The organism is Lactobacillus fornicalis, from assembly GCF_055362665.1.
Map to the genome: position 1 here is coordinate 1 of NZ_JBLTIM010000040.1, position 26,167 is coordinate 26,167.

Consider the following 26,167-nt stretch of genomic DNA (forward strand, 5'->3'; position numbering starts at 1 on the left):
AAACTATTTTACGGTCTCAATTTAATAGACATATACTTTAAAGTAATCATAAAAGTTTAATACTCCATTATATATATAAATTTAAATTGATTTTTTATTTTTTCTGAAATCATAATAGCAATAATCCTCATGTATTCCTATCAAAATGATTGTTGACACAGGTAAAATAAAAAAGAGTTTTATTTCAAACTCTTTTGACTTTCAATTTTGATTATTCTTCTCTACCTTTACTAAAACTATCAAAAATTAATTGATCCTTAATTATCAACTTTTCTTGTGTTAAAGACCAAGGAGAGCCTTTTCGATGTGTTATTTTGCTTAAACCAGCTGCTGTATAATCGATATACTTTTGATTAACCGCATGCAATAATTCTGATATTTCTTCATCTTGAGAAACTGTATTGTAATCCTCAATCGCTCCTTTTTCGATTTTCTCATCGTTTAACACAGTTTGTCCTTTAAACTTCTCGTGTACTTCAGTAACTACAGGGCCATATTGTAAATGGATAATTGGAGAAGAAAATAATTTATTCTTAGTAGAAGCTAAATATCTCCCATATGCAAAATAAAGCAACTTTATTACTTTCATTTGAGAAAGTGGATCAATATTCTTATTGCACTCTCTTTCAAAATAATTTTCAACAAGTAGCCAATTAGCTAATTGAACAGCTGTATATTTAGGCTTTATTTTATCTGGTGAAATAATGCTATTTTCATTTTTAAGATATGAATTTATTTTTGAAAGTAATTCATCAGAATATTGATTAGAGTTATCAATTAAATATTGTTGTAGAACTTGATCATTTTTGATTAAAGCTTTTAGTATATTATTATTTGCTGCAGTTGGGAAAGCTCCTGCTTCGTATAAAGCAATCGTGTTGGGACTCAATCCAGTTAATTCTGCTAAATTTCTCTGAGATAAACTTAATTTTGCACGATACTTTTTCAAGTCTTGAGGCGAAATTAGGCCCATATCTTTGCGATATAACTGACGGGCTTTTTCAGCAGCTTTATCATCTAATTCGTTGTTGGGAATCAATTCATTTGTATTACTATCAAAAAGAGCTGGAAAAGTTATTGCGTATTCATGTCCATTGATTGTGTAGGTTGTTGAAAAATCTTTTTTGTAAACCATGTAACTTTCCTCCTTAATAATCCAGATGAAAACTGATAAACACTACTAAATTATTATTTTCTGTAAAAACAAACTTTATATAGTATTTCTGCTCATCAGCAGTTTTAAATATCCATACAAATTGTAATGGATTGTTACGATTAGGTTCATGCTTAACAAAATCGTCAATTGATAGTTGCCTAATTAATTCTTTAGCAAGCGGTACAGAAACTGGCATTGCCATTTTATCAGTTCTCCTGACCATTTTAAATTTGTTGTGTCTAACAAGAAATTTTAATCTTGCTAATGCTTCAGCAACGTCCATCTGAACTCTCCTTATTTATTATTGATAATATTATTATAACAATATCTAGAATACCTTGCTACTAATTAGTAGCAGAACAGTGGCTCTATCTCTTTTGGAGCAAAATAAAAAAGAGTTTTATTTTAAACTCTTTTATCCAATTCAATTAGCTCATCAAATAATTGACCTGGTGTTGTATCTGTTGCAATTGCTACAGCTTTTAACACTTTAACAGTTTGTCCCTCTAATTTTTTACCATCTTTTAATGCATTATTGATGGTCGTATATGGAATCCCAGATTCTTTAGAAATTTGATAGGCACTAATGTTTTTTTCTTCGATGTATTTCTTTAATACGTTGCTCATATATTTTCCCTTTTATAAATAAAAAAATAATTCCTAAAATCAATACAAAGACAACTAATATTTCACATTTTATAATTAGGTTTAAAATTTGCATTTTCTTTTGAATGAAAGATAGTAAATATCCTATTTCATTGCTGATATACTATCTTACAGTTTGCTCTCCTTAACACATTACAATCAAACTTCTTACTTTCTAAAGAAGAAGTACCAAATAATAATTCCCAAAATTGAATAAGAAATTGCACTTATAATTTTTTCTTTTCTTTTCTTGTTGTTTTACTTATTTTTACTTCTAATTTCATAACACTCTGTCCCATAATTTTTATAATCTATTCCTTTAATTATTATGCATCATTGTAATAAAAATGTTGAGTATCTTTTTATAAAAATCTAGTATTATCAATCTTTATCTAGTTTTACGTTTATCCAATAAAATTCATCTATACCAGGATCCGTTTTCATTAAATCAAGTATACAGTAATAAATCCAAAATTCTACGGTTTCTCGTTTTACATTAAGCTGTTTACTAGTTAATTCAAAAGAGGTAATATCTCCAATTTTGGTTTCTTTATCAATTATAACCATACCTTCTTCGCAATCAGTATAGATTTCATATATCCATTCCCTATCAGTATCTTCTAATAACTTTATTGACATAAAGTTAACATATGGCATTAATGAAAAATTACTAGAATGCAACCAATAGTATTTTTTAATACCTGGTTTTATTTTCATTAATTTAGCAATTCTATAGTAAATTTCGTATTCTACAGTTTCTTTTTTAATCTGAACACGTTTGCTTGCTTTTTCAAAAGAGGTAAGTTTTCTATCAAAAGTCTGTTTATTAATAGTTATTTGCCCTTCTTGATAATCAGTATAAATACTATATATCCACTCATCTTGATTATCTTCCAATAACTTGATTGACATAAACTTTAAAGTAAACATAGCACTAACCTTTTTCCCCTATTCCTCTTTATATTCTTCTAATGATTGTTCGATGCTTTTTCTAATTGTTCGGTTATTGTCGTACTATATGTTTTTAGTGCCATATTACTTCCTCCTTAAATATATTATGACATATTATATTTAACAGTAACAAAATAAGAAAGTGATGTTTCAAAATTATTATAAACCATACTAAAAAGCCCTGTCTTTAACCAATTACTAGTCAAAGAACAGGGCTTCTTTGTTCACTTATTATTTTTCTTTAGATTTCGAGTTTAGATTCATTAATTTGCTATTTAAAATAGCCGCCTTTTTCTACCTAAAATACCTAGACCTACTAGTCCTGATAAACTTATAATCGTAATGCCAACAGATTTAAGCAAACGATGCTTTTTCTTTGCTACAAGTGGAATAGCATTTTCCAAAATATCTTGCTTATTTAAGGCAACATCGTTAATTTTGTTAGACATATTAATCATTCCTTTATCTTAGATTTGACTATAGTATGCCTGCAATCTGTGAACTTTCTATGAAAATGAAGCTTATTTTTTATAGAAAAAGTATTAAGCATTTTTAAATTGGTTGAGTAGTTAATGCTAAACTTTCAAGAACTTCTAAAATTAATTCGGCAGTTTGTAAACTAGAAAAAACTGGAATATGTGTATTCAAAGCTACATCTCTAATTCTAATTGCATCTTGACTAGCATTATCTGAAAGATTAATAACGTTAATGACCATTACTATCTTATGACTGGCTATCTTTTCTAATAAATTGTCTTGGTCTTCTTGCACTTTCTTTACAATACCAGTCGTAATTCCTGCTTCAGCTAAAATAGTTGCCGTCCCTTCTGTAGCAACCAACTTAAATCCTAATCTATGAAATCTTTGTGCTAGATTAATTGTGCGTTGCTTATCTTCATCACGGACTGAGATAAAAATGGTGCCATAACTTGGAATTGTTAAGTTACTACCTTCATATCCCTTATATAATGCCTTAGAAAGTAAAGTATCACGCCCCATTACTGAAGCTGAGGATTTCATTTTAGAGTCAAAAGTATTACCACTTTGATAGTCAATATATGAAAATACGGGCATTTTTACGTGGATTAATTCACTAGCTGGCCAAATTGTCTCAGGAAGGTTTAATTCTTTTAAACTCTTCCCTAATAAGCATTTAGTTGTAATTCCAACTAAATCACTGTTTAACGACTTAGATAAAAAGGCTAAATTATGACCTGCATAAGTCTTAACTTGCAATAAATAAAATTGTCCATCTGCTTGCAAGAAATGTAATGTAAATAGGCCTTTCATTTGTATTAGTGGCAAAATTTCTTTTGTCATCTTACCTAAAAATGCTCTTTGTTCTTTGTTTAAATTTTGTGGTTGAAAAACTGCAATTGAGTCTGAAGCATGGGAGCCTGTTTGCTCAAGGTGTTCAATAATCCCTGGAATTGTTACATTATGAGAGTCAGAAATAGCGATGACTTCGTACTTTCTCCCCTCAATAAAGCGAGAAATAGTACCCTCATCTATATCATTTTCATTAATGTATTTTTCAAGCGCTGGAATATCATAAACAACTGCACTCTTGACTTTTAATTCTCGAGTGCGTCCCCCAATTAGAACTGGGAAGCCGTGCTTTTCAACAAAATTTTTAGCTTGGCTTTCTGTATAAATTTTCTCTCCAGGTACTAATTCAATTGGCAATTCATCTACGTTTATCTTTTGCTTAGCAAGTTCAGAAATTAAGTTTTCTTGTCCTAATAACTTTAATCCTGCATTGATAAGATTGGGTCTTAATTGATTGATTTCTTTACCAGAAAATTGCGTTAAAACCTCATCTATCCCCTCTTTTTGGGCAATCTTTTTGATATTTTCAAAAGTAATTGGTTCGAAGTATACGCGATCAACTAGTTCATATGCTGTAGATACTGCTTCACTATTATTACTAATTAAAACAGTAGCAATGCCCTCATCTTTTAGAGTTTTCAACGCATGATAAATCATATAATCATATTCACTAGTTAAAGAAACTTGCATTGGTTTCATACCAATTACTAACACTTTTCTATTTGCTTTAAGTGGGGAAACTTCATTTTCACTACCAAAACTACTATAGCAAACTGAACAATTTGCTCGATATAGACCAGCACTACCATCTAAAAGTAAATATGAAGAATTAAGCTGGTAATTTCGGCACAAGTCACCAATATCTTCTAAACTTTTTTGGGTGATTATACTGATAAGTGTGTTTGAAAAGCCTAATTTTTTAGCTGTTACAAGTACTTCTTTTGATAACTCGTTCTTTAATTGTTTACCTACTTCAATAACTTGGCTCAATTTTTCAAAGTAAAGTGGATGTAACCTACATACTTCATGAATTTGCGTGTATGTTAACCCACTACTGATCGCTGCTAATAAGGTAATTATATGTAGCTCATCGGGATGAGCTAGTTGCTGCAATAATTGTTGGCCATCTTTTGCCTTTCCCAAATAATAAAAATCTCGTAAACCATTAATATCAAAATTAGATTCTAATCCTTTTAAAAAGGCAGCTTCAAAATTGCGCCCAATTCCAATGCTTTCTCCACTTGCTTGCATTCTATCACCTAATTGATAGTGATTTAATCCTGATTCGCTGAAAGAGAAATATGGGAATTTAATTGATACCGCATCTAAAACTGGTTCAATTGCTGCATTTTGCCCTGTCAAAGGTTGAACAATCTCATTAAAGTTATATCCTAAGGCAATTTTAGCCAAAACATAGCCAATATCATACATTGCTACTCTGCGAGCAATGACACTTGTTCGTGTTAAACGATTTTTTAATGTTAAAACTTTCAAGTCAATTTCTGTATCATGGTGGCTAACGGCGAAATGAATACTCAAAAAGCCATGGATATTCAGCCTATTCATGATTTTCTTGCTTAGTTTTCTAATTTTTCGAACATGGTCATTATTTAAAGTTAAGGCTGGACTAATGATTAACGAATCTCCAGAATTAATTGCCACATCTTCTAAGCATGAAGAAATATTAATAAAGTTAAAATTACCACGGTTATCTCTTAAAACATCGACAATAACTTCTTCCCAATTAGATAAGTCTTCAGTTAGGCGATAATTATTTAAGTTAAAATGATCTGCTTCTGTATCATTTTCTGTTTTGAAAAATTCAGACAGTTCAGCCACATTTTTGAACTTAAAATGCTCATTATGAATATATTGATGATATTTTGTTACCAAAAGTGGGAAACGAGCATGAGAAAGCAAGTCAGCAATGCTTTCACTAGTATCGGTTTTAACCAAATGCCAAGATTCACTTGTTGCAAAATTATTCTTTTGCATAAAAGCAATTTGCTTTTTATGATCAACCAAATTGAGTAACTCTTTATTGGTTGTCAAAAGCTTGATTTTCATGTCATCAATTATGCCATCATCAAGTAATTCCTTGGCGACAGCTAATGCATTAGTGCTACCATAAGCAGTTACAATTGCATCTGGTTCTTCCATTCGTAAAATTCGCTTCATGAAAGCCAAAGTCATCGGCTCAAGGTAAACAGTAACTCCTTTTTGCCGGTCACTTGAAACAGTTGCAGGATTGGGATTTACTAAAACAACATGAATATCATCCTCTAAAAAAGCCTTAATTGCTGAATTAGTATAGGCATCCATTTCAGCAACGCTACCCACAATATTTGGCCCACTTCCGAGGACTAATACTTTATTTAAATCATTCTCAAGTGGCATTTTACTTCTCCATTAATTGCATAAATTGGTCAAAAATTTTTAATCCATCAAAACTTCCCGGAGCTCCTTCGGGATTAAAAGCTGTTGCAAGAACTTCTTTATCTTTTAAATAAAAACCAGCTAATAAGTCACTATGCAAATCATAGTATGTTTCAGTAAAGTTGATACCGCCGTTTTCAGAAAGTGCCAGCTGTGGAATATTCATAGCAGTCTGCCAAATTGTATTGGAATTTTGTAAAATAACGGGATAATTTACTCCATTAAATGGTTTGGGAAGGTCAATTAATTCGATATTTAAATAATCACAAATTGCCAAAAAACCTAAACCAATTCCCAAAATTGGCAATTTCCCATAAAATTCATCAAAAAGTGGAGCTAGCCCTTTTTTAACTTCTGTTGCAGTACCAGGTCCATTAGAAATAACTAATCCATCTGGTTTTAAATTAAGGATATCTTGTGGCTTAGAATTGTATGGGACAACAATAATGTTAGCTTTGCGCAAAGATAATTCTCTAAGCATAGAATGCTTTAATCCTAAATCAACTACCGCAATAGTCTTACCGATATTCGGTGCTGCATATGAGTTGGAAGTAGAAATAGTTGTTGTTTTATTTTTAGGTAAAACTAAAGCTCTAATTTGGTCAAAAGCGTGTTCATCGTTAGTATCCATAATAGAAGCTTTAATTTTACTTTGATTACTAATTTTATGGGCAAGTGCACGAGTATCAACACCACTTATAGCAGGAATTTTTTTCTCTTTTAAGAAATAATCCAGCTCTTGAAAATTGGGAGAATCAGAAATATGAGTAGCAATTTCATTACAAATAATGCCACGAACACTAGGATCAATTGCTTCATAGTCAATTGAGTTAATTCCAGTTGTACCAATCATTGGCGTGGTAAAAACTAATATTTTCCCAGCATTTGTAGGATCTGTTAAGGCTTCTTGATAACCAAAATTGCTCGTTTGAACTGCCAATTCTCCTGTAGAAATAGTTTCCGCTCCAAAACTATCACCAGCAAAAGAAGTTCCATCTTCTAGTATTAAATATCGTTTCATTTATTAACCTATCCCTTCAAGCTTCGCAAATAAGTAAGCTCTTTTTGGAAAATTTCTGGAGGATCAACTTGAAACTCAAGCCATTGCCCAGTTTTCGGTTGCTTAAATCCTAATATTTTTGCATGCAAAAATTGACCGTGTCCTTTTAAAGTTTTTTTAGGTCCATATAATGGATCACCAGCTAAAGGATGGCCAATATATTTCATATGAACTCTAATTTGATGAGTACGGCCTGTTTCTAATTGACAACTCACTAATGCATAACCAGGATATTGCTCTAATACATGAAAATGAGTGACTGCCTCTTTGCCGCCTTCAACGATGGCCATTTTCTTACGGTCCTTAGGATTGCGAGCAATTGGTGCATCAATTGTTCCTGTAGCTTCTTTAAAATTACCGTGAACAATTGCTAAATAAACACGTTTATTTGTCTTATGCGCGAGCTGACTCTCTAAGCTTGTACGGGCATTGGCATTTTTAGCAATCATTAACAAGCCACTTGTATCTTTATCAATACGATGAACGATTCCTGGTCGAAAGCCCTCAGGACTAGCTGCAAGGAACTTAGTATGATTCATTAAAGCATTGACTAAAGTGTGGTTCGGATGTCCAGCAGAGGGATGAACAACCATTCCTTGGGGTTTATTAACCACAATTACATCTTCATCTTCGTAAACGATATCTAATGGAATATCTTCTGGCTCAACATTTAGTGGAACTAATTTGGGAACATGTACTGTGATTTGATCATTGTTAGCAACTTTGTAACTTGGCTTTTCTTGCTTACCATTTACTAAAATATCTCCGCTGCCAAGCAACTCTTGTACCCTTGAACGTGATAAATCAGAATGCTCACTTATGTATTTATCTAATCTTCCTGCTTTAGTTGCAACAATTAATTCAAAATCAGCCACTATTTCTCCTCCTTTTCTGAGAAAAAGATCAAGTAGACAAAAACTAATACAATACCAACTGTGATAGCAGAATCAGCAATATTAAAAATATTGAAATTGATAAAGTCTAATTGAATCATATCAATAACATATTTTAAATGTAATCTATCAATGAAATTACCAATTACTCCACCTAAAACAAGGCCAATTCCTGTTTTGAAAATAGGATTATTATACTTTTTGTTGTACAAGAAATACAAGCAAGCAATTATTGCAATAATACTAATTATGTAAAATAGCCACATTTGCCCGGTTAAAATATTCCAGGCAGCACCAGTATTTTTAACATAAGTAAATGACAGTAAACCATCAATTAAAATATGTTCTTGGCCTAACATAAAACTATGACTGATATAGTATTTTAATCCTTGATCACAAAGGACTACTAAAAATGCGATAAATAAATATAGTAGTTGCATTAGAACAAACCACTTATCTTTCCTTCATCATCAATATCAATGTCTAAAGCTGCAGGATGTTTTGGTAAGCCAGGCATATCCAAAATAGAACCAGTTGAAACAACAATAAATCCAGCCCCATTTTTCAAAGCCAAGTTTTTGACGTGTAAAGTGAAGTTTGTAGGTGCTCCTAAAACTTTTTTATCATCGCTGAAACTATATTGTGTCTTAGCAACAATGACTGGAAGTTTGTCTTTACCTAATTCTTTCAAGTGTTCAATTTGAGCAAGTGCTTTTTCACTGTATTCAACTTTACCAGCATGATAAATCTTTTGAGCAATTTGTTCAATTTTAACTTGAATTGTATCGTCTTTGGCATAAGAACGCATTACTTCGCCTTGTTCTTGGTTAGTTAAGTCACGAACTTTTTCAGCAGCCTTGATGCCACCAAGAGAGCCATCATTATGGTAAGTGACAACTTCACTGTCAATACCATGTTCTGCTATTAAGTCTTGAAGTAAGTTTAATTCAGCTTCGGTATCTGAATCAAACTTGTTAATTAAAACAATTACAGGACGATTATATTGACGCATATTATTCATATGCCGTGCGAGGTTTTTGAAGCCTTCTCTTAAAGCAGCCAAATTTTCATTAGCTAGATTATCGGTTGATTGTTCAGCTTGATACTTTAAAGCTCGCACTGTAGCAACCACGACAATAGCGTCAGGTGCTTTTTCTAAATGAGTTGACACAAAATCCATAAACTTCTGGCCACCCAAGTCACTTCCAAATCCAGCTTCTGTGACAACATAATCACTTAAATGTAAAGCAAGATTGGTTGCCATAACACTATTTGCACCATGAGCAATATTAGCAAAAGGTCCGCCATGAACTAAAGCAGGAGTATGTTCAATTGTTTGAACTAAATTAGGCTTTAATGCTTTACCTAATAGTGCCGCAATTGCCCCTTCAAAATGTAAATCCTTAACAAAAACTGGATCATCATCAATAGAGTAACCTACTAAAATATTTCCAATACGCTGTTTAAGGTCACTGATTGAAGTTGCTAGACATAAAATAGCCATTAATTCATTAGCTACTGTAATTGCAAAACTAGCTTCATGTTCAATACCATTGAAACGTGAGCCTTGTCCTAAAGTAATCTTACGCAAAGTTCGATCATTAACATCAAGTCCACGCTTCAAAAGAATACGATTAGGATCAAGCTTCAAGCTATTGTCTTGATAAATATAGTTATCAACTAAAGCAGCTAAAGTATCAATTGCACTGGTTAATGCATGCATATCACCAGTAAAGTGCAAGTTAATATCTTCCATCGGAATAACTTGCGCACGTCCTCCACCTGTAGCTCCACCTTTTAACCCAAAGACCGGTCCCATTGAGGGTTCACGCAGTGCAATTAAAGTTTTTTCATGAAGTTGATTATTTAAGGCATCAGCTAAACCAATTGTCATTGTTGACTTGCCTTCACCAGCTGGTGTGGGACTAATTGATGTAACTAAAATTAACTTTCCTAAATGTTGATTTGCTTGAGCCTGCTTGATTGCTGACCAGTTAATTTTAGCCTTATCTGATCCAAATAGCTCCAAATCTTGTTCGTTAAGTTCAAGCTTTTTAGCAATTTCGGTAATTGGCAAGCCTTGACTTGCCTGTGCAATTTCTATATCTGATTTCATTGGCCCACTACCCTTTCTTTTGGATAACTAAGTAGTTGACTGCTTCATATTTAGAAAGTTCTACATGGTAAATATGAAAAATACGCCAACTAGCCACTTTTTGTGGCTTTTGTGTCAAAACTACTTTCTTTTTATAAGGTAATTTTAGTAATAAAGAATTGTTTTCTGTTTTAATGTAAGAACATAAAAAAGTATAGGTTGCAAGTAATAAAAATATGCCCCCAATTATCACGGCTGGCCACATTATAACCTTGTTTCCTTCTAAGGCGATAATCAAACTAATAAATAGTAAAACCATCAACCAGCTGTAATAAATTGTTCCTGCTTTACCGAGGAAAAATAAATGTTTCTTCATTAAAGTACCTCCATTACCAAACAGTTTTAATTATAGCAAAATGGTTGCTAATAGTATAAGGTAAGACATGATTTTTATAAAACAAAACAAGTTCAACCTACATTTGCAGGTTGAACTTGAGATACTAATTTATTCTACATTGTACGAGTATTTAATTTTTTACAGTTATATTTTTGCTTATTCCCGATATTTAAAACCAGCATAATTAGTTGCAACTTCGATAATTCGATAAACATCTAAATATGGTTCAAAGCTATCTTCATGAAGTTTAATGAAATCTTGGAAGTCAATCCAGGCTTCTTCTGCTTTTGCTTGCTGTCCACTAGCTTGCAATCCTAAGGCTGTAGCCAATTTAATTACTGCTTGACGGTGATATGCTAATACACGCCAGTTTTCATGTTGACTATTCTTGCTTTGGCTTAAACCTTTAATAATTACTGGCAAGATTGCAGAAGTTTCACTTACACATCCCTGATATTGAGCAGCTAATTGTGCATTAATTCTGCTCCCAATCTTGTTGAAGTAGTCACTACTTGATAAAGCAGACAATTTTTCAAGATAAGCTGAAACTTGCATCCCCTCTTTACCAAAAGCTGCTGTGAAGTATTCTTCTTTTAATTCTTCATATGTTAAACTCTTGTCCCAAAGAGTTCGACCCATAACGTAGTTTGGCAAAGTAGTTGGAAAACCAGTTCTTAATTCTTGACAACTAATATAGCCATTTAAATGCAATTTATCAAGATAACGAACATCCCTACTAATAATTTGACTAATTTTCATATAACCAAGATCACCATAATGAGCTCTACCTAAAGGATAGTCATATACAAAACTATCTCCTTTAAAGTTTCTTTGCCAATCGAATAAAAATGCTAAGTTTTCTTCAAGTGAATTTGGTAAAGTCGTTTTATTTCTTACATATGGTGTTGGTTCTGGAATACCATGCTTGTAATCAACATCAGCATAACTCTTTTCAAAAGTTCTACTAATTGGTGCAAACATTAAGACAAAGCGGTCAGGATTTTTAATCTTGTTTTCTTGTGGTGCGAAAAGCAATTCGTGGTAGAGCAAGAAACAAATCTTAGTATCCAACCCAGCTTCAGCTAATTTCTCATCGAGATAGTTCAGGAAGTTGACATATTGATCAGCTGGTAAAATCTTTTGGCATTCATCACATTCGCAAACGTTGTTATCTCCATCTGATAGCCAAACATGTAAGTAATCGACTTCTTTATGCTTTTGGGCATAATCGACAATTACTTTAGCCATTTCTTCATTTACTTTGTGATTACTCATGTCCAAGTTAGTAAAGATTGGAGTTCCTTGAATTAGATCTCGTTTACCATCAACTTTAGCAACTAAATCACGTTTGTCATCTGCTAATTTTACGCCACTTTCCCAACCGAATTCTGATGAGTAACCTAATACTTCACCCGTCCAGCCATGTCCTACCCGGTGATGACGCAAATCACGTAGAGCCATAGCAGCATCAATTTCATCACTCATTGTTTGAATTTCAGCATCAGTTAAGTCACGCCCTTCTAAGTAATGGTTAAATTCATGACTATACCAACGCTTTAAGAAAGTATATGGATTAGCAAATTGAATGAAGAAACTATTGAATCCATTTTTTGGAAGCCATTCAATAAATTCTAAAATGTTTTCTAATGAATTTGCCCCTTCAATACATACTCCACGGTGTTTGTAACTTGCAACATGGTCGTATGCCTTAACATTCTTAATTTGCGCCACTTCAATATTTGGGATTAATTCATTTTCTTTGCCTGGTCTTAAAAATCTAACCCCTAGAGCATGTAAGTATTGATAACTTGCAATTAATAATGCTACGGGACGATTACCTGAAATAATAACATGGCCATCTTGAACTTGATATTGAGCATGATCATTTTCTTCATGATCAGCAACTAGTTGTAATACAATATCAGCCTCATCTGAACTAAAGCCTACTTCAGCCTTTGTAATTTTTTCTAAATAATATGCTAATTCACTTGCAGCATAATCTGCTGTGGGATTGGTTGCAGTATTTTTTATTAAAATAGTCATAATCTAACTCCTATTTCTTTTATTTATCTTCTTTTTCCATTTCAGCCTTTAAACGAGCTGCATCAGCAGCTTTAAAGAATGGGTAGTAGATAAGGAATGAAACAATTACTAATACCAGTTGTAAAATTGCAGCTGCCCAACTACCACCACAGGCAAAGAATCCGCCAATGATAGGTGGCATAGTCCAAGGCATAACAGCACCAGTTGTTAAAGGAACTAAATGTAAAGCCATTGCAAAGTATGTAATTACTGCATTAGTTACTGGAGCTAGTAAGAATGGAATTAACATAATTGGGTTCAAAACAGTTGGGAAACTGAATAAGATTGCTGTATTAATGTTAAAGAAGGCTGGAATACCTGCTGCTTTACCTAATACCTTGTATTCTTTACTCTTACTCAAGAACATTAAGCAAAGTGCCAATCCAATTGTGGCACCACCACCACCGATGTAAACGAATAAGTCAATAAATGGTAAGGTAATAATATTTGGTAAAGCTTTGCCTGCTTGCCAAGCTGCTAAGTTTGCAGTAGCTGCTTGTAACCAAACCGGTTGCATAACAGTGTTAACTACTTGACCACCGTTAACACCACAGAACCAGAATAGTGAATTAAGTAAAATCGCAATAAAAGTACCAATTAATGTTCCACCAATTAAACCTAAAGGCGTACCGATAACAATTCCAAGTAAGTTGTTCAAGTTACCAATTGGTGTTAAGGAGATTCCCCAAGTTACAGCTTCAAAGAATGTTAAGATGACTGCACCGGGTACTAAGGCCATAAATGACTTTCCTACTACTTCTGGTACACTGTCTGGCATTTTGATAGTAATATCTTTTTGGATGAACCAACGGAAAATTTCAGCTGTGATTAAACCAACAATAATAGCAGTAAATAAACCACGACCACCGATTCCTGGATATGGAATACCTGCTACACCGGTTTTATCAGTAATTGATGGAGTTGCTAGTAACATACTTGCAACAGCTAATGCACCAGCAGAAAGACCATCAACGTTATATGAAGTTGCTAAACGATAAGCAACACCAAAACATGTTAGTAAGGCAATCAAGCCAAAACTGTTACTAATCAAATTATTGAAAATAACATCTAATCCCACTTGATGAAGCCATTTGGTAAAGCTTTCCATTGGGAAGCTTGCAATAACTTGAAATAGCGACCCAATTAAAACTAATGGCATTGCTAACATGAAGCCTTCACGTAGCGCCTTCAAGTGGCGTTGTTTACTAACTTTTTCTCCAAAAGGAGCTAATTTATTTTGCAAAAAATCCATAAATTTATGCATGGTAGTTTCCTCCTAAGATTAAAACCACTAACTTAGATTTAGTTGACTAAGTAAGAAATTTACTGCCTGCTTTGGGTTGCGCGTCATATTAATATATTCTGCTCCCTTAGTAGCAATTAATTTAATACCTAGTTTATCTGTATCCGCTTTCATATCGGAGTAAAAAGAACGAACTTGTGGGGCTAAAATGACCACATCATAATTTGCCATAATTTCATAATGAGCGCCGTAAGCGCCTGAATTTGCGATAATTGGCATTTTTTCTTCTTTTGCTCCTTCATTTAAAGCATGAGCTAATTGTGCGCTAGTACCTGAGCCAGCACATAAAACTAAAACTTTTAGCTCTTTGGTTAAGTTAGGATGATTTGTTTCTTTTTGTTCTTGCTCTTGCTTATCTAGTTTCTGTTTTGCAAGTTCTTTTTTCATTGTGTTTGCAAAAGTCTTTTCTTCTGCTAGTTTTTGAGCTTTGCTTTTTTCTTGTTTGACTAGTTCTGCATCATATACTCGCAAAAATGGATAGTAAATTGCAGCATCCATTACCAACATAATAATTACGAAAATAATAGAAATAAGTTGAAAATGAGTATTCAGCAAGACCCCAATTGGTCCGGGAACTGTCCAAGGCAAGGTGTAAATCATGCCATTCATCCCTAAAACGTCAATGAAGAACTTACCCAAAATAACGTTGCAAATTGGCGTTAAGATAAATGGGAAGAACATGTATGGGTTCAAAACTAATGGTGCTGCAAAAAGTAATGGTTCATTAACAGCAAACAAAACTGGAATAAATGAAGCTTTACCCACTGTTTTTAGTTGCTTTGACTTCATAAAGAAAATCAAAACCAGTGGCACAATAAAGGTTGCACCAGTCCCACCAATTGCAGCAATATAGTTACCGAAGTTGTTAGTCATTGCATGCAAGGGATGTTGCCCTGCTTCGAATAATTTTAAGTTAGCCTCGGTGTTAGCTAATTGAAAGGCAGTTACAGCTGGCATAACAATTGAAGGCCCATGAATTCCTACAAACCAGAAAAGCGCACTTAATCCATAGATTAAACACATTCCAGGATATGTTTCTACCCCTTTTAAAAGAGGTGTTAATGTCTTTTGAAAGACTGATGCAAATGGTGCACCAACAACTGCTCTACTAGTCAAATCAATTAATACACAGGCTAAAACTGCAAAGGCAAAGGGAAAAATATCTTTAAAACTCTGAGCAATTGTCCCTGGAACTTCTTTGGGAAGTTTAATAGTAATATTTTTCTTAATACATAGTTTATAAATGTTTACCGTCAAAAATGCTGCAACAAATGCACTTAATAAGCCTTGTGTCCCTAAAAATCCAACATCAAGAGCTCCTGTTTTGGGATCTGGACTGACAGCCAAGAATAGAAAAGCTGACATAGCAGCAATCATGGTTGAGGTAGAATTTATTGCTTTTCCTTCTGGCATGGTTCTATTAAAGTTGCCAGTCAATGCTTTAGCTGTTGTCCCAGCAACCATTAGTCCCATAATCCCCATGGTTAAGTTATATATCTTAACCATAATTAGTTTGGCATTATCAGGTAATACTATGCCAAAAAGGGTTGGTAATTGAACAATTAAAATCATTAAACTTGAAAACATTACCAATGGCATGATTGAAATAAAACCATCTTTGATTGCCATCAAATAATTATTTTTAGATATTTTTAGAAAGAAGTCTTGATGCTTCTGGATCCACTTTACTATTTTATTCATGATAAACCCACATCCTTACTCCTCAAGTGAAGCACCTAATTGTTTGAACCAATAAGCGCTTTTCTTTGGGTATCGTTTTTGTGTTTCAAAATCCACATAAAATAATCCATATCGTTTGTTATAACCATTAGCCCAAGAGAATTGATCTTGTAGTGACCAAACAAAGTAGCCTTGAATATTCACTCCTGCTTGTCGCGCTTTTAAGACTTGCTCTAGATGTTGATCAATAAAGTCAATCCTCCGACTATCATCAACTGTTTTTTCTTTATTTAAGTGCTCTTTTAGTGCCATACCATTTTCTGTGAGAAAAATAGTTGGTACATTCGGATAATCTCGTTTAATTCTCATTAACATATCAAACAGACCTCGTGGATAAATATTCCAGTCCCAATCAGTAGTTGGCACTTCTGGTCGTTTGACAAACTCGCCTACTCCCTTGAATTTAAAAGCACTTGTGCCCTTTTTCCCTGTTGAATTAAACTGATCAATACTTTCGCCATGATATTCTCTAACAAATTCACTGCGATAGTAATTCATCCCAAACATTCCATTAAGAGGAGCAGCTTTTTTTAAAATTGCTAAATCCTCAGGCAAAATAGTTAAACTTGCATCGTTTGCCTGCAATACTTCTTGTAATAGTTGCATTGTTTCACTTTGATATTCACCAAGTAAGGTTCCATCAAGCAAAAAGCGATTATTATATTCATCATACCTTTTGCAAGCTTGAATATCTTCTATGCGATTAGAATTTGGATAGCCTGTTTTCAAGGCATGGATACAGCCAATTCTTCCCGGCAGGTTCAAATCATGATAAGCAATTACAGCTCGAGCGTGGGCCACCAACATATTGTGTTCGGCTTGGATTGCTTCAGATACATTAAAGTGATGATTAGGTGGAAATTGCCCACCTAAATATTGCCCACTTGCTAGAGAAATTAACTCATTAATCGTAAACCAGTTCTTAATCTCAGGAAAAGTTAGAAAGCAGAATTTCGCATATTTAATAAAACGATCAATATTTTTTCGATTAAGCCAATCTCCTTCTTCAAGCATTTCTTGTGGTGAATCAAAATGATGTAAAGCAACAAAAGGAGTTATCCCATAATCAAGACATGTTTTAAACAAATCATGATAATAAGCCACTGCACTTTCATTAACTGGGCCATCAATTTTAGGAAATAATCTCACCCAAGAAATTGACAGGCGAATTGCATTTAAGCCAAACTCTTTTGCTAAGGCAATATCTTCAGGATAACGGTGGTAGAAGTCACTAGCGGGATCAGGGGAATACTGACCATGCTTTGCCAGATAAACATCCCACATATTTTGACCACGTCCATCTTCCTTAGTAGCTCCTTCAACTTGGTAAGCTGCAGTTGCTGCTCCTAGATAAAAGCCTTTTGGCAACTTCTTCACTCGAGCCATTTTTATAAGTCACATCCTTCTACCTATTTTCTAATACAAACACCCTTTCATATAGATCGAGGATAGTGTCCATTTGATCTTTTAAGAGCATTGTAGTCATCAAGGTATCTTGTCCATGAGCCATAATGAAAGAAAGTGTAACATTTTCTCCATTGGCTTCTTTGGTTAGCATTTTAGTTTGAGCATTGTGAGCCAAGTTTATTGACTTCTCTGCTTCTTTAACTAACTGCCGTGCTTCATCAAAGTTCCCATTTTTTGCACTCTTGAGTGCTTCTACTAAATCACTTCGTGCGTCTCCTGCATATGCCACAATTGAAAAGCCAATTGTAGCAACCTCTTCACTATTTTTCATTGTGTTTGTCATTTGTCTCCTCCTTTCTAATCAATCTTGGAATATGTATTGTCAAATAAACTTGTTCATCATTCGTAAATTCTAAGCCCATCTTTTGTTTTATTTGGTCGTTGATCTTTTGAACAATTGCAAAAGTACGGGGGTAATCTTTAACAACTTCTTGAAAAATCGCTGCCGATAAAACTTGCGGTGCAGGCTTTTGATTAATCCGATTGATAAAATACTTCAAATGAACTAATAATCTTTCATAATCATTGGCATTATCTCGATTCCGATAAATTTGATGATTATTCAATTCATTCTCGACAATCGCAAGTATTTGCTTGTTTTTATCAACTTTTCTTCTTTGTGCCTGGTTCTGTGTATGAATATCAGTTCTTGCATTCAAGAAATGCAAGGCAACACTCTTTTGTTCCTGTTTAGGGAATTTTATATTAAGTCTTGTAGCAAACCCATCTAATACATAACCCGCAATTTCATAGGGTAAAGGATAATCTTTTTCTAAATCAGGCAAATACGTTTCAACCAATCTACCATCGGCTAATCTTTTGGCTGATTCATAAAGGTGAGTTGTTAGGGATGCATAAATGTATGGTTCAACTGAATAATCATATTTTTCTTGTGCTTCATCTATCAAGCTATAACTTACTGTTAGAAAGTCGAGGGGGATTGTCGCTAACAAGGATGTTAAATCTGACGGACTTTCTTCATGTAATTTGAAAACCTTTTGGACTGCACTAGCCTTAATAATATCTCCCTTCTTCTTTTGGAAAGTCAGGCCCTTTCCCATAATTACTACTTGTGAGTCATCCTCTTTACAAGCAAGGCCCACATTATTATTCAATACTTGCACTAGCCGGAATGTCATGACTAATTCCTCCAACAAAAAAAGACCACAAACAGCGAGTACAGTTGTAACTCGTGTTTGCGGTCTTGCCTAATTAAAGTAACAATCCACTTTATAATTATCCTATGGTTTAAGTTTAGCACAACCTTTTTAATTTGTAAGCCCTTACATAGTTATAAAGTTACATAAATTACGAACTTTTACTGTTCAAGGGTATCATATCACTTAAACTTATAAATTGATAATAATATGTACTATATTACTATCTTTTTAGCTTAGTACGCATTCGACTAACTAGTTCACCCTTTTTTCTTGAAAGTGTCCGCAGACCAAAATTATATTGTTGGGCTAAAATTTTTAAGGGACGCTTGTGAATAAAATGTTCCTTGAAAATCAAACTTTCAACTTGGCTTAATTGACCTAGTTCAGTGGCAAGGGCAAGCCAATCTTCCCTACTTAAGCTTTCTTCTAGTTCAAACTCCTGATCTTCAATTGGAAGAAAAAGTTCGGAACGTCTTTGATTCTTTCGTAATTCATCATTAATTTTCCAAAAGATTTTCTTGTGCGCTAGCTTGTTAATTTCAGATAGGCTTTTTCCTGTAAACTGATCTAATAATTGAGCATATGTAATTAGGCCTTCATGAAATAAATCCTCATAATCATTATATGTTCGATAAACATTAGCTTTTTTAAGAGCTTGCTTAATTAATGCCTTATTTTCCCAAGCCAATAAAAGACTTTGCGGAGAAATATTTTCTTTTTTCATTACTTAACTTCCTTCTTGCTATTTTTGCAAGCTTGCGGAATTAATAATATGAAAAAAGAAAAAAGCCCGCTAAACAAGCTATACTTTGCTTAATGGTATAAACTATCAAGATTAGGCAAGATTTAAAACATTAAGTTATTACGCTTGGTAAAGCTTAGCCCAGTTTGGTGATCGTTTTTAGTCCAAATCATGCCAGTTTGACTCTTCATGAAAAAGCTGTATTGTTCGAAGTCATCATTTTGAACTTGCTTGATTAGGGATGCGAGCGAAGGTTTATTCGCCATTTGCAATTTGAAAAGCCGTTCTTCTTCTGTTAGGAGATTATTATTTATAGTTTGGTTAAGGCCAAGTTCTCGGTGAAAATTAATGGCTGTTTGCTTTAATTCTTGATTTAAGGTAATAGATTCGTGAAGTCGCTTTTGAATCTGAGGCGCACAAGAACTGAATTTAAATAAATATTGAATTGAATTTAGCTGGATTGTTGAAGCTTGAGCCTCTGTTTCAGCGAGTTGAATAAAATCAGAAAATTGATGTAAAGCTAGCCAACTAGTATTTATTTGGCTAAACCCATTTAGCGAAAAGTAAGCATAGTTACCTAAAGCGAAAACATGCTTTCTTTTAAGTCCAAGCTGCTCACGGAGTTTGTTTTGATACTTTAAGCCCAAGGTACTATTTTTCGATAATGAGTTGAAAAGTTGCCGAGAATTCTTGGTAGTTAAAATAATGCCAGCCTGTGTATCAAAAATAACGGACTTGTATTTAGTAGCAATTGGTTCTGAACTAAAGTCAAACAAAACAATCATTGATGGCTGTACTTTATAATCAGAATTGATAGTAATATATCTTTTCAAAGCATCGTGGTGCGGTATGTACTCTCTAATCTTATCTTTATCCCAAACTTGAAATTCGGTAGCAGTTGGTAAATTAGCTTGGTGATTAGCGGTCATATATCCTCCTAATAAATAAAAAATTGAATAATTATGATGGTTAAATAAATATATTTGCTAATAATATCTGCTTTTTCATTAATTTACAAGATATATGTTATTAAGAATTTATAAAGAAAGATATTTTTGCTAGACATTATTAATATAGTAAAACAAGTTTTTTGAATCATTTTGTCCTTAAAATTTCAAAAAGATTGTAGAATCGGTGTGTTTTAAATTATAAAATAATTTCATTAAAAATCCATCTATACCTTTATCATCAAGACTTTACAGGATCTCTTAAAGAATAAATTACACGCAATGCGTGTAATTGGTAGTTTTCTAACAACTATGATTATAGTAATGATAATTTTGATAACTTCAACTTATCTACTAATCATCATTTTTTATCTTTTTAGAAAGTTATTGGCAAAAATGATTTAGTATGATATTCTACTTAGTTCACTAAAGGAGGATTTACTCTTAAAGTGAATAACTTTCAGGAAAAGGTGGTAACGAAATGGAAAAGAACAATCTTTCCAGCGCTTATCGCAGACTTCAAAGTCCTAACATTAAAACACGTAAACGGGCTTTGAAAATAATCAAAGCTCACAAACGAGCAAAAGGTAACAAGTAATTTAATTAACCTTGACGTTGTATTTTTAATTAAATTCATGTTTACTGGAGACGCAGCTTGGCTAATGCTAAGCTGCTTTTTTGATACAACAAAAGGCAGTCATGTGACTGCCTTAATATCATTTTTACTGATTATTTCTTTAAATTAATTAACGGTATTAAGTATAAGGTCTTTCAAGCTACTCTTGTTCAGCCTGCTTGTCTTTTTGCGGTTCTGTTAATCTGATTCATAATGGTCATCTTCAGACTAATATTAGATTTATTACTTCTAATGCTAGTAGTCCTGTGATTATCAGGTTAAATAAACAAAGAGTTATTTGTTGTGATAGTCAAAAGTATGAAGTGGTTCAAATCCTCAGAAACAAATAGAACGAACGGCTTATGGTTATTCAAATTACATTAACTTACTAACAAGAATTAGATTAGAAGAAAACAAAGTTAAATAAAAAGAACCAAGCAATTTATATATTGCTTGGTTCTTTAAATCACTCCTTATCAACAGGATTTGACTTAACGGCAATGCATTCTTTACTTAATACATCGGCTAAAAAATCCATAACTTCTTTTGAATCATCTAATTTGGTAACCATTAAAACAAGGTCTACTTTATCTTTTTGGCTTCTTTGCCACTTATAGCCATTTTCATACAAGAAAAAAACTGTAGCTAATAATGCAGTTCTCTTGTTTCCGTCACCAAAAATATGCTTTTTAGTGATTTTTTGCATTATAAATGCTGCTTTTTCCCATATTGAGGGATATAATTCCTGACCAAAATAAATAGCTTGTAGCTGTTCTTCGATAATGGACAATCCATCTTCATACTGAATCCCTTGAAATTTTTCATCTGCTTCATCTAGAACAAGCCTATTCATTTCTATTATTTGCTTACTACTCAGATATATCATTTATATTTTAAAATATCCATTGCTTCTCTATTTTCTTCATAAAGTTTTCTCATAATAACATGATCATATTTTTCTGATACTTCAGTATCAAGCCCAGTTTCTTTATAAAATTTTTCCATTTTATCATCTTCAATTTTTGCTCCCTGAGAAGTAGACTTCCAAGGCATCTCTGTATGTGTCTTTTTCATCAAAGTAGAAGCAGAATATGAGCCAAAAGCTATATAAACTGCATTCAAAACTTGAGAGGCTCTTATATCTGATTCCAAAGTATTAAAGTCTTGATATGCTTCATAAGAAATTGACTCAACAATATTTCTTTTCCCGCGATATTTGTCATGAACCTCCGCAATTACTGGTCCAAATTTCCAAGCTAAAATATCACTATCAAATAATCTTTGACCATATTTCACTAAAAAGGTTGCTTGTGCATAATAAAGTAATTTCATTACCTTCATTTGGGTTAATGGTTCAACATTTACATCTTCGCTAACTAATTCTTCTACATTTTTCAAACGAAACCAATTAACTACTTTAAAAACATTATACATTCAAAAGCCTCCTTTCAATTTGTTCTAAAATCATAATACCGTAATTTATCACGTAAGTATAATAATTTCAATTATAAATTGATAACACACAAAAAAACAATTACTAATGATTCTATTTTTACATTCAATTATAACGAAAGGAGTTCACAATGGCATCAATCACTAAGCGAGGCAAAGTTTGGCAAGCTAGATACTCCAAACGTGTCAAAAAATTAGTTAAGCAGCCTGATGGTTCTGTGAAGTATAAGTCAGTACATGAGCAGAAATCTAAATCTGGTTTTACTATAAAAAAGGCAGTCATGTGACTGCCCTTTGTTTAAACTTTAAAATATTGACATTTATCTTCTTATCTTCAAAGTAATTGCTTAATTCAACTTCTTCTTCTAAGTCAAATTTCCCTGCTTGTACTTCTTTAAGAATCTGCATTGCAAATTCAGTTTTAATCTCCCAAAAGCCGCCTATTTTTCTAAAGTTAGAAGCTGGAAAACGTTTAAAAACTGGATATAGTTCTAAAAATTCATCAAAAGATAAATTTGGCACTTCTTCCCGTCTTAAAATTAGCCCTTTTTTCAAGGCATATTCAGTTGGATTTCCATTTTCATCAAGTAATTTTTCCTCTATTAGCATTTTATAGATGGTTGTTTTCATCTCAACACTAACATCACTACTACCATAAAAGAAGCGGCAAGCTTGCTCAACTAAGGGTGGATAGTAAATCTGCATAATATCACCTATTTCTACCAGCTAGCTTTTTTAACGCCAGGCAACTTACCTGCATGTGCAAGTTCACGGAATTTAATTCTTGATAGGCCAAACTTTCGGATGTAGCCATGTGGTCTGCCATCTAACATATCACGATTTTGTAAACGAGTTGGAGCTGAATCTTTAGGTAATTTAGAAAGGCCGATGTAATCTCCTTTAGCCTTTAATTCACGACGTTTTGCAGCATATTCTTCAATTAACTTTCTTTGCTTTTCTGCTTTTACAATTTTTGATTTCTTTGCCATAATCTTTCCTTTCTGTGTGACAAATATTAAATTAACTTAGCAGAATATCATAGCTTGAAATCTCTTGTCAATTGTTTAGCATCGCAAATACCACTCCACTAAATTAGTCTTTAAAAATTGGACTAAAGTTAATTTCAACATGTTGTTTAGTAGCAGTGGCAAGCTTCATCAATAAATCGGTCGTTACATCAATATCTCCTTGCTCAATCTGCAATATAGTAGCTTGGGGCATATTAACTAAGCGAGCAAACTCTTCTCGAGTAAGCCCCATCTTCTTACGTAAGTTAATGATAGCAATACCAGTCTTAACATTAAGGCTGCATTGAATAAAATCCTTAGCGAAATCCGGATCATTTTCAAAATTATCTTTCAAATAATTCTTCAAATTAGTACGATTCATAAAATCCCTTATTTTCCTCCTAATACTGATATTTTATCATAAAAAAGCACCCATCTACTGATTATAGATAGGCTGCAGTGTAAGATAAAAAATTAAAAATGAGGTATCTCTTACCCCTATTCATCTTAGGGAAAGAAATTCAGCAGATTCTATACACTTTTATTTGTATATCAAATTTTACTTGCTAGAATCTAAAAAAGCACGATTCAATGAATCATGCTCTTTTGGCTCTATAGCCCCGGATTATTGTTTGGGTGTTTGTTTACCCGTAAATAAGATTATAGCATGATTGGTTAAGAAAAGGCACGCCAATTGGAGTTTTGACGTACCTTTTCAAACAATCGTGGGAATATATATGTTTGTAGGAATAATATATGCTAGGGAGCGTATATCGAGGAAAGATTGCTTTCCTCACCAACAATAATAGCAGTTTTATTAAAAAGATTACAGTGATATGCTTAAAAAACATTTATTAAATACTCGTTAATCATAAAAAATATTATGTCAATAATTAAATTAACTAATTTAGGTGAGAATTTTAGTCTTTTTCAAAGTAATAATCATCTAAGCTATATGTTTGAACGGGAGTAATATGCAATTGATAACGCTCAACTAAATCAGTTAATTCTTGCCCATCTATCAGCGTTACAGTTCTATTGCCTTGAGTCGCAATAGCTTTAGCTGAATCTGTGAAATAGCTCGTTGTCACAAAAATCCCATATTCTGCATTAAAGCTATCCATTGTCCCTTTAAAATCACGAATTTCAGATTCCCCTACTGATCCATTTGTATAACGCTTGCATTGAATTGCTACACGACTGGTTCTAAATTCATCTGACCTGAAATAGCCAAAACCATCTATTCCATGATCTCCTGATAGTTTAACTCCTTTTGTTTTATCTATTGATACACCCATTTTAGAAATTAGCAATCTAGAGAAACTTTCAAATTTTGCAGGTGAAAATTGCTTAATCTGTTCAAGTAATTGGATTTTCCAATCATCTTCAGCTGTATCTTGTGCATCAGTATCTTCAACTTCTGATTCTGTATCCCCTGTTATACCAATCTTTTCCTTGAGTTTTTTCTTAGCGTAACGTAACTCATCTTTTTGCTTCCAATAAGCACTTATTTTATCAACCTGTTCTTGAGATGGAAAATTGGTTAAATCAGCGGTTCTTCCAAGGTCAGTTAAAATAATATCTTTTCCACGTTGAGGTTCTTCGATAAAACCAATGGTGTATAGGTTCTTCATACCAAAATTAAAATCAAACAAGAATGGCGAATATTTTTTACCATTTTTACTTACTTTAACGTAAAATACTCCTTCATAATCCAAACCATCGTATTCATTTTCTGCCATTGTGCGACGAATTTGTTTTCTTGAAGCAGAACCACCTAAATCTCTAAGAGCAAGGACAATAGCTTTCCATACACTTCTTCTTCGATAAATATAATTTTTCATTTTGTAACCTCAATCAAATATACAATTGCTATTATATCAATGTTCAGTAATATAACGAGCAAAAATATAAAAGAATATTTAAGCAAAAGAAAAAAGCTAATCACAAAGATTAGCTAGAACTCCAGTTATTCGACTGTGATTGAGGATAACGAACTCGCACTTCGTTGTCCTCTTTTCTTTTATAATTATATGAAATCTATCGGTAAAAATCAAAGCTTGAACAGTACTTCATTCTCCATTTTTTGTTGGGGTGAAACAAAAATATCACTTTTTGTTGCCTATTAATAATCTGATGAACAACGATTGTATCCTAAGGTCAGATTTCGAGGGTTTGATGAGCCTTGGAAGAAGGTTAAGTTGGGGGATGTGGCTGAAATAATAGGTGGTGGTACGCCAAGTACATCTAATCTAGAATATTGGGATGGCAATATAAATTGGTTTACACCTACTGAAGTTGGAAAAACAATTTATTTACATGAAAGTCAAAGAAAGCTTTCCGAATTAGGCTTAAAAAAATCATCAGCTCGATTATTAAATCCGGGAGCTATATTATTTACTTCTAGAGCTGGCATTGGAAATACAGGGATTATTATCAATCCCAGTGCTACTAATCAAGGTTTTCAGTCAATTCAGCCTAATAAAAACATTATTGATTCCTATTTTATTTTTTGCTTAAGTAGTCGATTAAAAAGATATGCCCTTAAACATTCAGCAGGATCTACTTTTACAGAAATTTCGGGTTCTGAAATGAAAAAAGCTAAAATAAGGATATGTGCTAAAAATGAGCAAAATAAAATATCTACCTGTATAAAATCACTTGATTCCCTTCTTTCTCTTCAACAACG

General features: G+C 33.1%; 28 protein-coding genes and 1 pseudogene. 4 read left to right on the forward strand and 25 right to left on the reverse strand.

Features of this window, described 5'->3' with window-relative positions:
• Nucleotides 1-211: 211 nt before the first annotated feature.
• The 19 genes from ACNDLV_RS07305 to ACNDLV_RS07395 all read right to left on the reverse strand — a co-directional run bounded on the left by ACNDLV_RS07305 (nt 212) and on the right by ACNDLV_RS07395 (nt 20,385).
• Nucleotides 212-1,135, reverse strand: coding sequence for a type II toxin-antitoxin system antitoxin SocA domain-containing protein (locus ACNDLV_RS07305; RefSeq protein WP_006586715.1), 924 nt, complete (start codon nt 1,133-1,135; stop codon nt 212-214).
• 13 nt (nt 1,136-1,148) lie between these two features.
• Nucleotides 1,149-1,439, reverse strand: coding sequence for a type II toxin-antitoxin system MqsR family toxin (locus tag ACNDLV_RS07310; RefSeq protein ID WP_006586714.1), 291 nt, complete (start codon nt 1,437-1,439; stop codon nt 1,149-1,151).
• Nucleotides 1,440-1,561: 122 nt separating this feature from the next.
• Nucleotides 1,562-1,783 (reverse strand): helix-turn-helix domain-containing protein, encoded by a 222-nt coding sequence (locus ACNDLV_RS07315; RefSeq protein ID WP_006586713.1) that lies wholly within the window; start codon nt 1,781-1,783, stop codon nt 1,562-1,564.
• Nucleotides 1,784-2,182: 399 nt separating this feature from the next.
• Nucleotides 2,183-2,731 carry a hypothetical protein gene (locus ACNDLV_RS07320; protein WP_006586712.1) on the reverse strand — a complete coding sequence of 183 codons (549 nt, stop codon included), beginning with the start codon at nt 2,729-2,731 and terminating at the stop codon, nt 2,183-2,185.
• Between the two features lie 296 nt (nt 2,732-3,027).
• The gene (locus ACNDLV_RS07325) at nt 3,028-3,201 is read right to left on the reverse strand and encodes a hypothetical protein (RefSeq protein ID WP_022091161.1); all 174 of its coding nucleotides are present in this window, start codon (nt 3,199-3,201) and stop codon (nt 3,028-3,030) included.
• A gap of 103 nt (nt 3,202-3,304) precedes the next feature.
• Nucleotides 3,305-6,478 (reverse strand): carbamoyl-phosphate synthase large subunit, encoded by a 3,174-nt coding sequence (carB, locus tag ACNDLV_RS07330; RefSeq protein ID WP_006587312.1) that lies wholly within the window; start codon nt 6,476-6,478, stop codon nt 3,305-3,307.
• 1 nt (nt 6,479) lies between these two features.
• Nucleotides 6,480-7,538, reverse strand: coding sequence for a carbamoyl phosphate synthase small subunit (locus tag ACNDLV_RS07335; RefSeq protein WP_006586709.1), 1,059 nt, complete (start codon nt 7,536-7,538; stop codon nt 6,480-6,482).
• Between the two features lie 8 nt (nt 7,539-7,546).
• On the reverse strand, nt 7,547-8,455 hold the full coding sequence (locus tag ACNDLV_RS07340) for an RluA family pseudouridine synthase (protein WP_180363055.1): 909 nt from the start codon (nt 8,453-8,455) through the stop codon (nt 7,547-7,549).
• Nucleotides 8,452-8,910: a signal peptidase II gene (gene lspA, locus ACNDLV_RS07345; RefSeq protein ID WP_006586707.1), complete on the reverse strand. Its 459-nt coding sequence runs from the start codon at nt 8,908-8,910 to the stop codon at nt 8,452-8,454. Before lspA ends, ACNDLV_RS07340 begins: the two co-directional genes overlap by 4 nt.
• On the reverse strand, nt 8,910-10,586 hold the full coding sequence (locus ACNDLV_RS07350) for a formate--tetrahydrofolate ligase (protein ID WP_006586706.1): 1,677 nt from the start codon (nt 10,584-10,586) through the stop codon (nt 8,910-8,912). Before ACNDLV_RS07350 ends, lspA begins: the two co-directional genes overlap by 1 nt.
• Before the next feature lie 7 nt (nt 10,587-10,593).
• Complete coding sequence (locus ACNDLV_RS07355; protein ID WP_006586705.1) at nt 10,594-10,941, reverse strand: hypothetical protein; 348 nt, start codon at nt 10,939-10,941, stop codon at nt 10,594-10,596.
• A gap of 177 nt (nt 10,942-11,118) precedes the next feature.
• Nucleotides 11,119-13,005 carry a DUF4838 domain-containing protein gene (locus tag ACNDLV_RS07360; protein ID WP_048588381.1) on the reverse strand — a complete coding sequence of 629 codons (1,887 nt, stop codon included), beginning with the start codon at nt 13,003-13,005 and terminating at the stop codon, nt 11,119-11,121.
• A 19-nt stretch (nt 13,006-13,024) separates the two neighbouring features.
• Nucleotides 13,025-14,308, reverse strand: a complete 1,284-nt coding sequence (locus ACNDLV_RS07365; protein ID WP_006586703.1) for a PTS sugar transporter subunit IIC — start codon at nt 14,306-14,308, stop codon at nt 13,025-13,027.
• A 27-nt stretch (nt 14,309-14,335) separates the two neighbouring features.
• Nucleotides 14,336-16,048, reverse strand: coding sequence for a PTS lactose transporter subunit IIBC (locus tag ACNDLV_RS07370; protein ID WP_006586702.1), 1,713 nt, complete (start codon nt 16,046-16,048; stop codon nt 14,336-14,338).
• A 15-nt stretch (nt 16,049-16,063) separates the two neighbouring features.
• Entirely contained in the window at nt 16,064-17,473 is a 1,410-nt protein-coding gene (gene lacG / locus ACNDLV_RS07375) for a 6-phospho-beta-galactosidase (RefSeq protein WP_006587310.1), read from the reverse strand.
• Between the two features lie 19 nt (nt 17,474-17,492).
• Nucleotides 17,493-17,837 (reverse strand): PTS sugar transporter subunit IIA, encoded by a 345-nt coding sequence (locus tag ACNDLV_RS07380; RefSeq protein WP_006587309.1) that lies wholly within the window; start codon nt 17,835-17,837, stop codon nt 17,493-17,495.
• On the reverse strand, nt 17,815-18,693 hold the full coding sequence (locus ACNDLV_RS07385; protein ID WP_006586699.1) for a PRD domain-containing protein: 879 nt from the start codon (nt 18,691-18,693) through the stop codon (nt 17,815-17,817). The genes ACNDLV_RS07380 and ACNDLV_RS07385 overlap by 23 nt, the downstream gene beginning before the upstream one ends.
• Nucleotides 18,694-18,934: 241 nt before the next feature.
• Nucleotides 18,935-19,438 (reverse strand): sigma-70 RNA polymerase sigma factor region 4 domain-containing protein, encoded by a 504-nt coding sequence (locus tag ACNDLV_RS07390; RefSeq protein WP_006586698.1) that lies wholly within the window; start codon nt 19,436-19,438, stop codon nt 18,935-18,937.
• A 122-nt stretch (nt 19,439-19,560) separates the two neighbouring features.
• The gene (locus ACNDLV_RS07395) at nt 19,561-20,385 is read right to left on the reverse strand and encodes a hypothetical protein (protein WP_006586697.1); all 825 of its coding nucleotides are present in this window, start codon (nt 20,383-20,385) and stop codon (nt 19,561-19,563) included.
• Nucleotides 20,386-20,884: 499 nt separating this feature from the next.
• Here ACNDLV_RS07395 and ACNDLV_RS07400 point away from each other — a divergent pair, with 499 nt between their 5' ends.
• Together ACNDLV_RS07400 and ACNDLV_RS07405 are read left to right on the forward strand one after the other, a co-directional pair.
• Nucleotides 20,885-21,001, forward strand: a complete 117-nt coding sequence (locus ACNDLV_RS07400; RefSeq protein WP_022091160.1) for a putative metal homeostasis protein — start codon at nt 20,885-20,887, stop codon at nt 20,999-21,001.
• A 117-nt stretch (nt 21,002-21,118) separates the two neighbouring features.
• Nucleotides 21,119-21,351, forward strand: a pseudogene (locus tag ACNDLV_RS07405) (ISL3 family transposase); the annotation flags it as partial.
• A gap of 134 nt (nt 21,352-21,485) precedes the next feature.
• Here ACNDLV_RS07405 and ACNDLV_RS07410 read toward each other — a convergent pair.
• Both ACNDLV_RS07410 and ACNDLV_RS07415 read right to left on the reverse strand, forming a co-directional pair.
• Nucleotides 21,486-21,905, reverse strand: a complete 420-nt coding sequence (locus tag ACNDLV_RS07410; protein ID WP_006586695.1) for a type II toxin-antitoxin system death-on-curing family toxin — start codon at nt 21,903-21,905, stop codon at nt 21,486-21,488.
• Entirely contained in the window at nt 21,902-22,453 is a 552-nt protein-coding gene (locus tag ACNDLV_RS07415; protein WP_006586694.1) for a Panacea domain-containing protein, read from the reverse strand. The genes ACNDLV_RS07410 and ACNDLV_RS07415 overlap by 4 nt, the downstream gene beginning before the upstream one ends.
• Nucleotides 22,454-22,602: 149 nt before the next feature.
• Between ACNDLV_RS07415 and ACNDLV_RS07420 the strand changes: the two genes are divergently transcribed.
• On the forward strand, nt 22,603-22,758 hold the full coding sequence (locus ACNDLV_RS07420) for a hypothetical protein (protein ID WP_006586693.1): 156 nt from the start codon (nt 22,603-22,605) through the stop codon (nt 22,756-22,758).
• Here ACNDLV_RS07420 and ACNDLV_RS07425 read toward each other — a convergent pair.
• The 4 genes from ACNDLV_RS07425 to ACNDLV_RS07440 all read right to left on the reverse strand — a co-directional run bounded on the left by ACNDLV_RS07425 (nt 22,751) and on the right by ACNDLV_RS07440 (nt 25,322).
• Complete coding sequence (locus ACNDLV_RS07425; RefSeq protein WP_006586692.1) at nt 22,751-23,176, reverse strand: hypothetical protein; 426 nt, start codon at nt 23,174-23,176, stop codon at nt 22,751-22,753. The genes ACNDLV_RS07420 and ACNDLV_RS07425 overlap by 8 nt on opposite strands.
• Nucleotides 23,177-23,190: 14 nt before the next feature.
• A complete protein-coding gene (gene rpsN, locus ACNDLV_RS07430; RefSeq protein ID WP_006586691.1) occupies nt 23,191-23,460 on the reverse strand; it encodes a 30S ribosomal protein S14 in 270 nt (89 codons plus the stop codon).
• A 103-nt stretch (nt 23,461-23,563) separates the two neighbouring features.
• Complete coding sequence (locus tag ACNDLV_RS07435; RefSeq protein ID WP_006586690.1) at nt 23,564-23,860, reverse strand: helix-turn-helix domain-containing protein; 297 nt, start codon at nt 23,858-23,860, stop codon at nt 23,564-23,566.
• Nucleotides 23,861-24,398: 538 nt separating this feature from the next.
• Nucleotides 24,399-25,322, reverse strand: coding sequence for a restriction endonuclease (locus ACNDLV_RS07440; protein ID WP_006586689.1), 924 nt, complete (start codon nt 25,320-25,322; stop codon nt 24,399-24,401).
• A gap of 366 nt (nt 25,323-25,688) precedes the next feature.
• Between ACNDLV_RS07440 and ACNDLV_RS07445 the strand changes: the two genes are divergently transcribed.
• Nucleotides 25,689-26,167: restriction endonuclease subunit S (locus tag ACNDLV_RS07445; protein WP_498883041.1), on the forward strand; the 479-nt coding region annotated here is incomplete at its 3' end.

Coding starts and splice junctions, on each gene's coding strand:
- ACNDLV_RS07400 (WP_022091160.1), top strand. CDS start 20,885: ATGGAAAAGAACAATCTTTCCAGCGCTTATCGCAGACTTCAAAGTCCT.
- ACNDLV_RS07325 (WP_022091161.1), bottom strand. CDS start 3,201: ATGTCTAACAAAATTAACGATGTTGCCTTAAATAAGCAAGATATTTTG.
- ACNDLV_RS07360 (WP_048588381.1), bottom strand. CDS start 13,005: ATGACTATTTTAATAAAAAATACTGCAACCAATCCCACAGCAGATTAT.
- ACNDLV_RS07380 (WP_006587309.1), bottom strand. CDS start 17,837: ATGACAAACACAATGAAAAATAGTGAAGAGGTTGCTACAATTGGCTTT.
- ACNDLV_RS07320 (WP_006586712.1), bottom strand. CDS start 2,731: ATGTTTACTTTAAAGTTTATGTCAATCAAGTTATTGGAAGATAATCAA.
- ACNDLV_RS07310 (WP_006586714.1), bottom strand. CDS start 1,439: ATGGACGTTGCTGAAGCATTAGCAAGATTAAAATTTCTTGTTAGACAC.
- ACNDLV_RS07370 (WP_006586702.1), bottom strand. CDS start 16,048: ATGAATAAAATAGTAAAGTGGATCCAGAAGCATCAAGACTTCTTTCTA.
- ACNDLV_RS07335 (WP_006586709.1), bottom strand. CDS start 7,538: ATGAAACGATATTTAATACTAGAAGATGGAACTTCTTTTGCTGGTGAT.
- ACNDLV_RS07410 (WP_006586695.1), bottom strand. CDS start 21,905: ATGATATATCTGAGTAGTAAGCAAATAATAGAAATGAATAGGCTTGTT.
- ACNDLV_RS07355 (WP_006586705.1), bottom strand. CDS start 10,941: ATGAAGAAACATTTATTTTTCCTCGGTAAAGCAGGAACAATTTATTAC.
- ACNDLV_RS07315 (WP_006586713.1), bottom strand. CDS start 1,783: ATGAGCAACGTATTAAAGAAATACATCGAAGAAAAAAACATTAGTGCC.
- ACNDLV_RS07435 (WP_006586690.1), bottom strand. CDS start 23,860: ATGAATCGTACTAATTTGAAGAATTATTTGAAAGATAATTTTGAAAAT.
- rpsN (WP_006586691.1), bottom strand. CDS start 23,460: ATGGCAAAGAAATCAAAAATTGTAAAAGCAGAAAAGCAAAGAAAGTTA.
- ACNDLV_RS07440 (WP_006586689.1), bottom strand. CDS start 25,322: ATGAAAAATTATATTTATCGAAGAAGAAGTGTATGGAAAGCTATTGTC.
- carB (WP_006587312.1), bottom strand. CDS start 6,478: ATGCCACTTGAGAATGATTTAAATAAAGTATTAGTCCTCGGAAGTGGG.
- lspA (WP_006586707.1), bottom strand. CDS start 8,910: ATGCAACTACTATATTTATTTATCGCATTTTTAGTAGTCCTTTGTGAT.
- ACNDLV_RS07385 (WP_006586699.1), bottom strand. CDS start 18,693: ATGACATTCCGGCTAGTGCAAGTATTGAATAATAATGTGGGCCTTGCT.
- ACNDLV_RS07305 (WP_006586715.1), bottom strand. CDS start 1,135: ATGGTTTACAAAAAAGATTTTTCAACAACCTACACAATCAATGGACAT.
- ACNDLV_RS07415 (WP_006586694.1), bottom strand. CDS start 22,453: ATGTATAATGTTTTTAAAGTAGTTAATTGGTTTCGTTTGAAAAATGTA.
- ACNDLV_RS07395 (WP_006586697.1), bottom strand. CDS start 20,385: ATGACCGCTAATCACCAAGCTAATTTACCAACTGCTACCGAATTTCAA.
- ACNDLV_RS07420 (WP_006586693.1), top strand. CDS start 22,603: ATGGCATCAATCACTAAGCGAGGCAAAGTTTGGCAAGCTAGATACTCC.
- lacG (WP_006587310.1), bottom strand. CDS start 17,473: ATGGCTCGAGTGAAGAAGTTGCCAAAAGGCTTTTATCTAGGAGCAGCA.
- ACNDLV_RS07425 (WP_006586692.1), bottom strand. CDS start 23,176: ATGCAGATTTACTATCCACCCTTAGTTGAGCAAGCTTGCCGCTTCTTT.
- ACNDLV_RS07390 (WP_006586698.1), bottom strand. CDS start 19,438: ATGAAAAAAGAAAATATTTCTCCGCAAAGTCTTTTATTGGCTTGGGAA.
- ACNDLV_RS07365 (WP_006586703.1), bottom strand. CDS start 14,308: ATGCATAAATTTATGGATTTTTTGCAAAATAAATTAGCTCCTTTTGGA.
- ACNDLV_RS07350 (WP_006586706.1), bottom strand. CDS start 10,586: ATGAAATCAGATATAGAAATTGCACAGGCAAGTCAAGGCTTGCCAATT.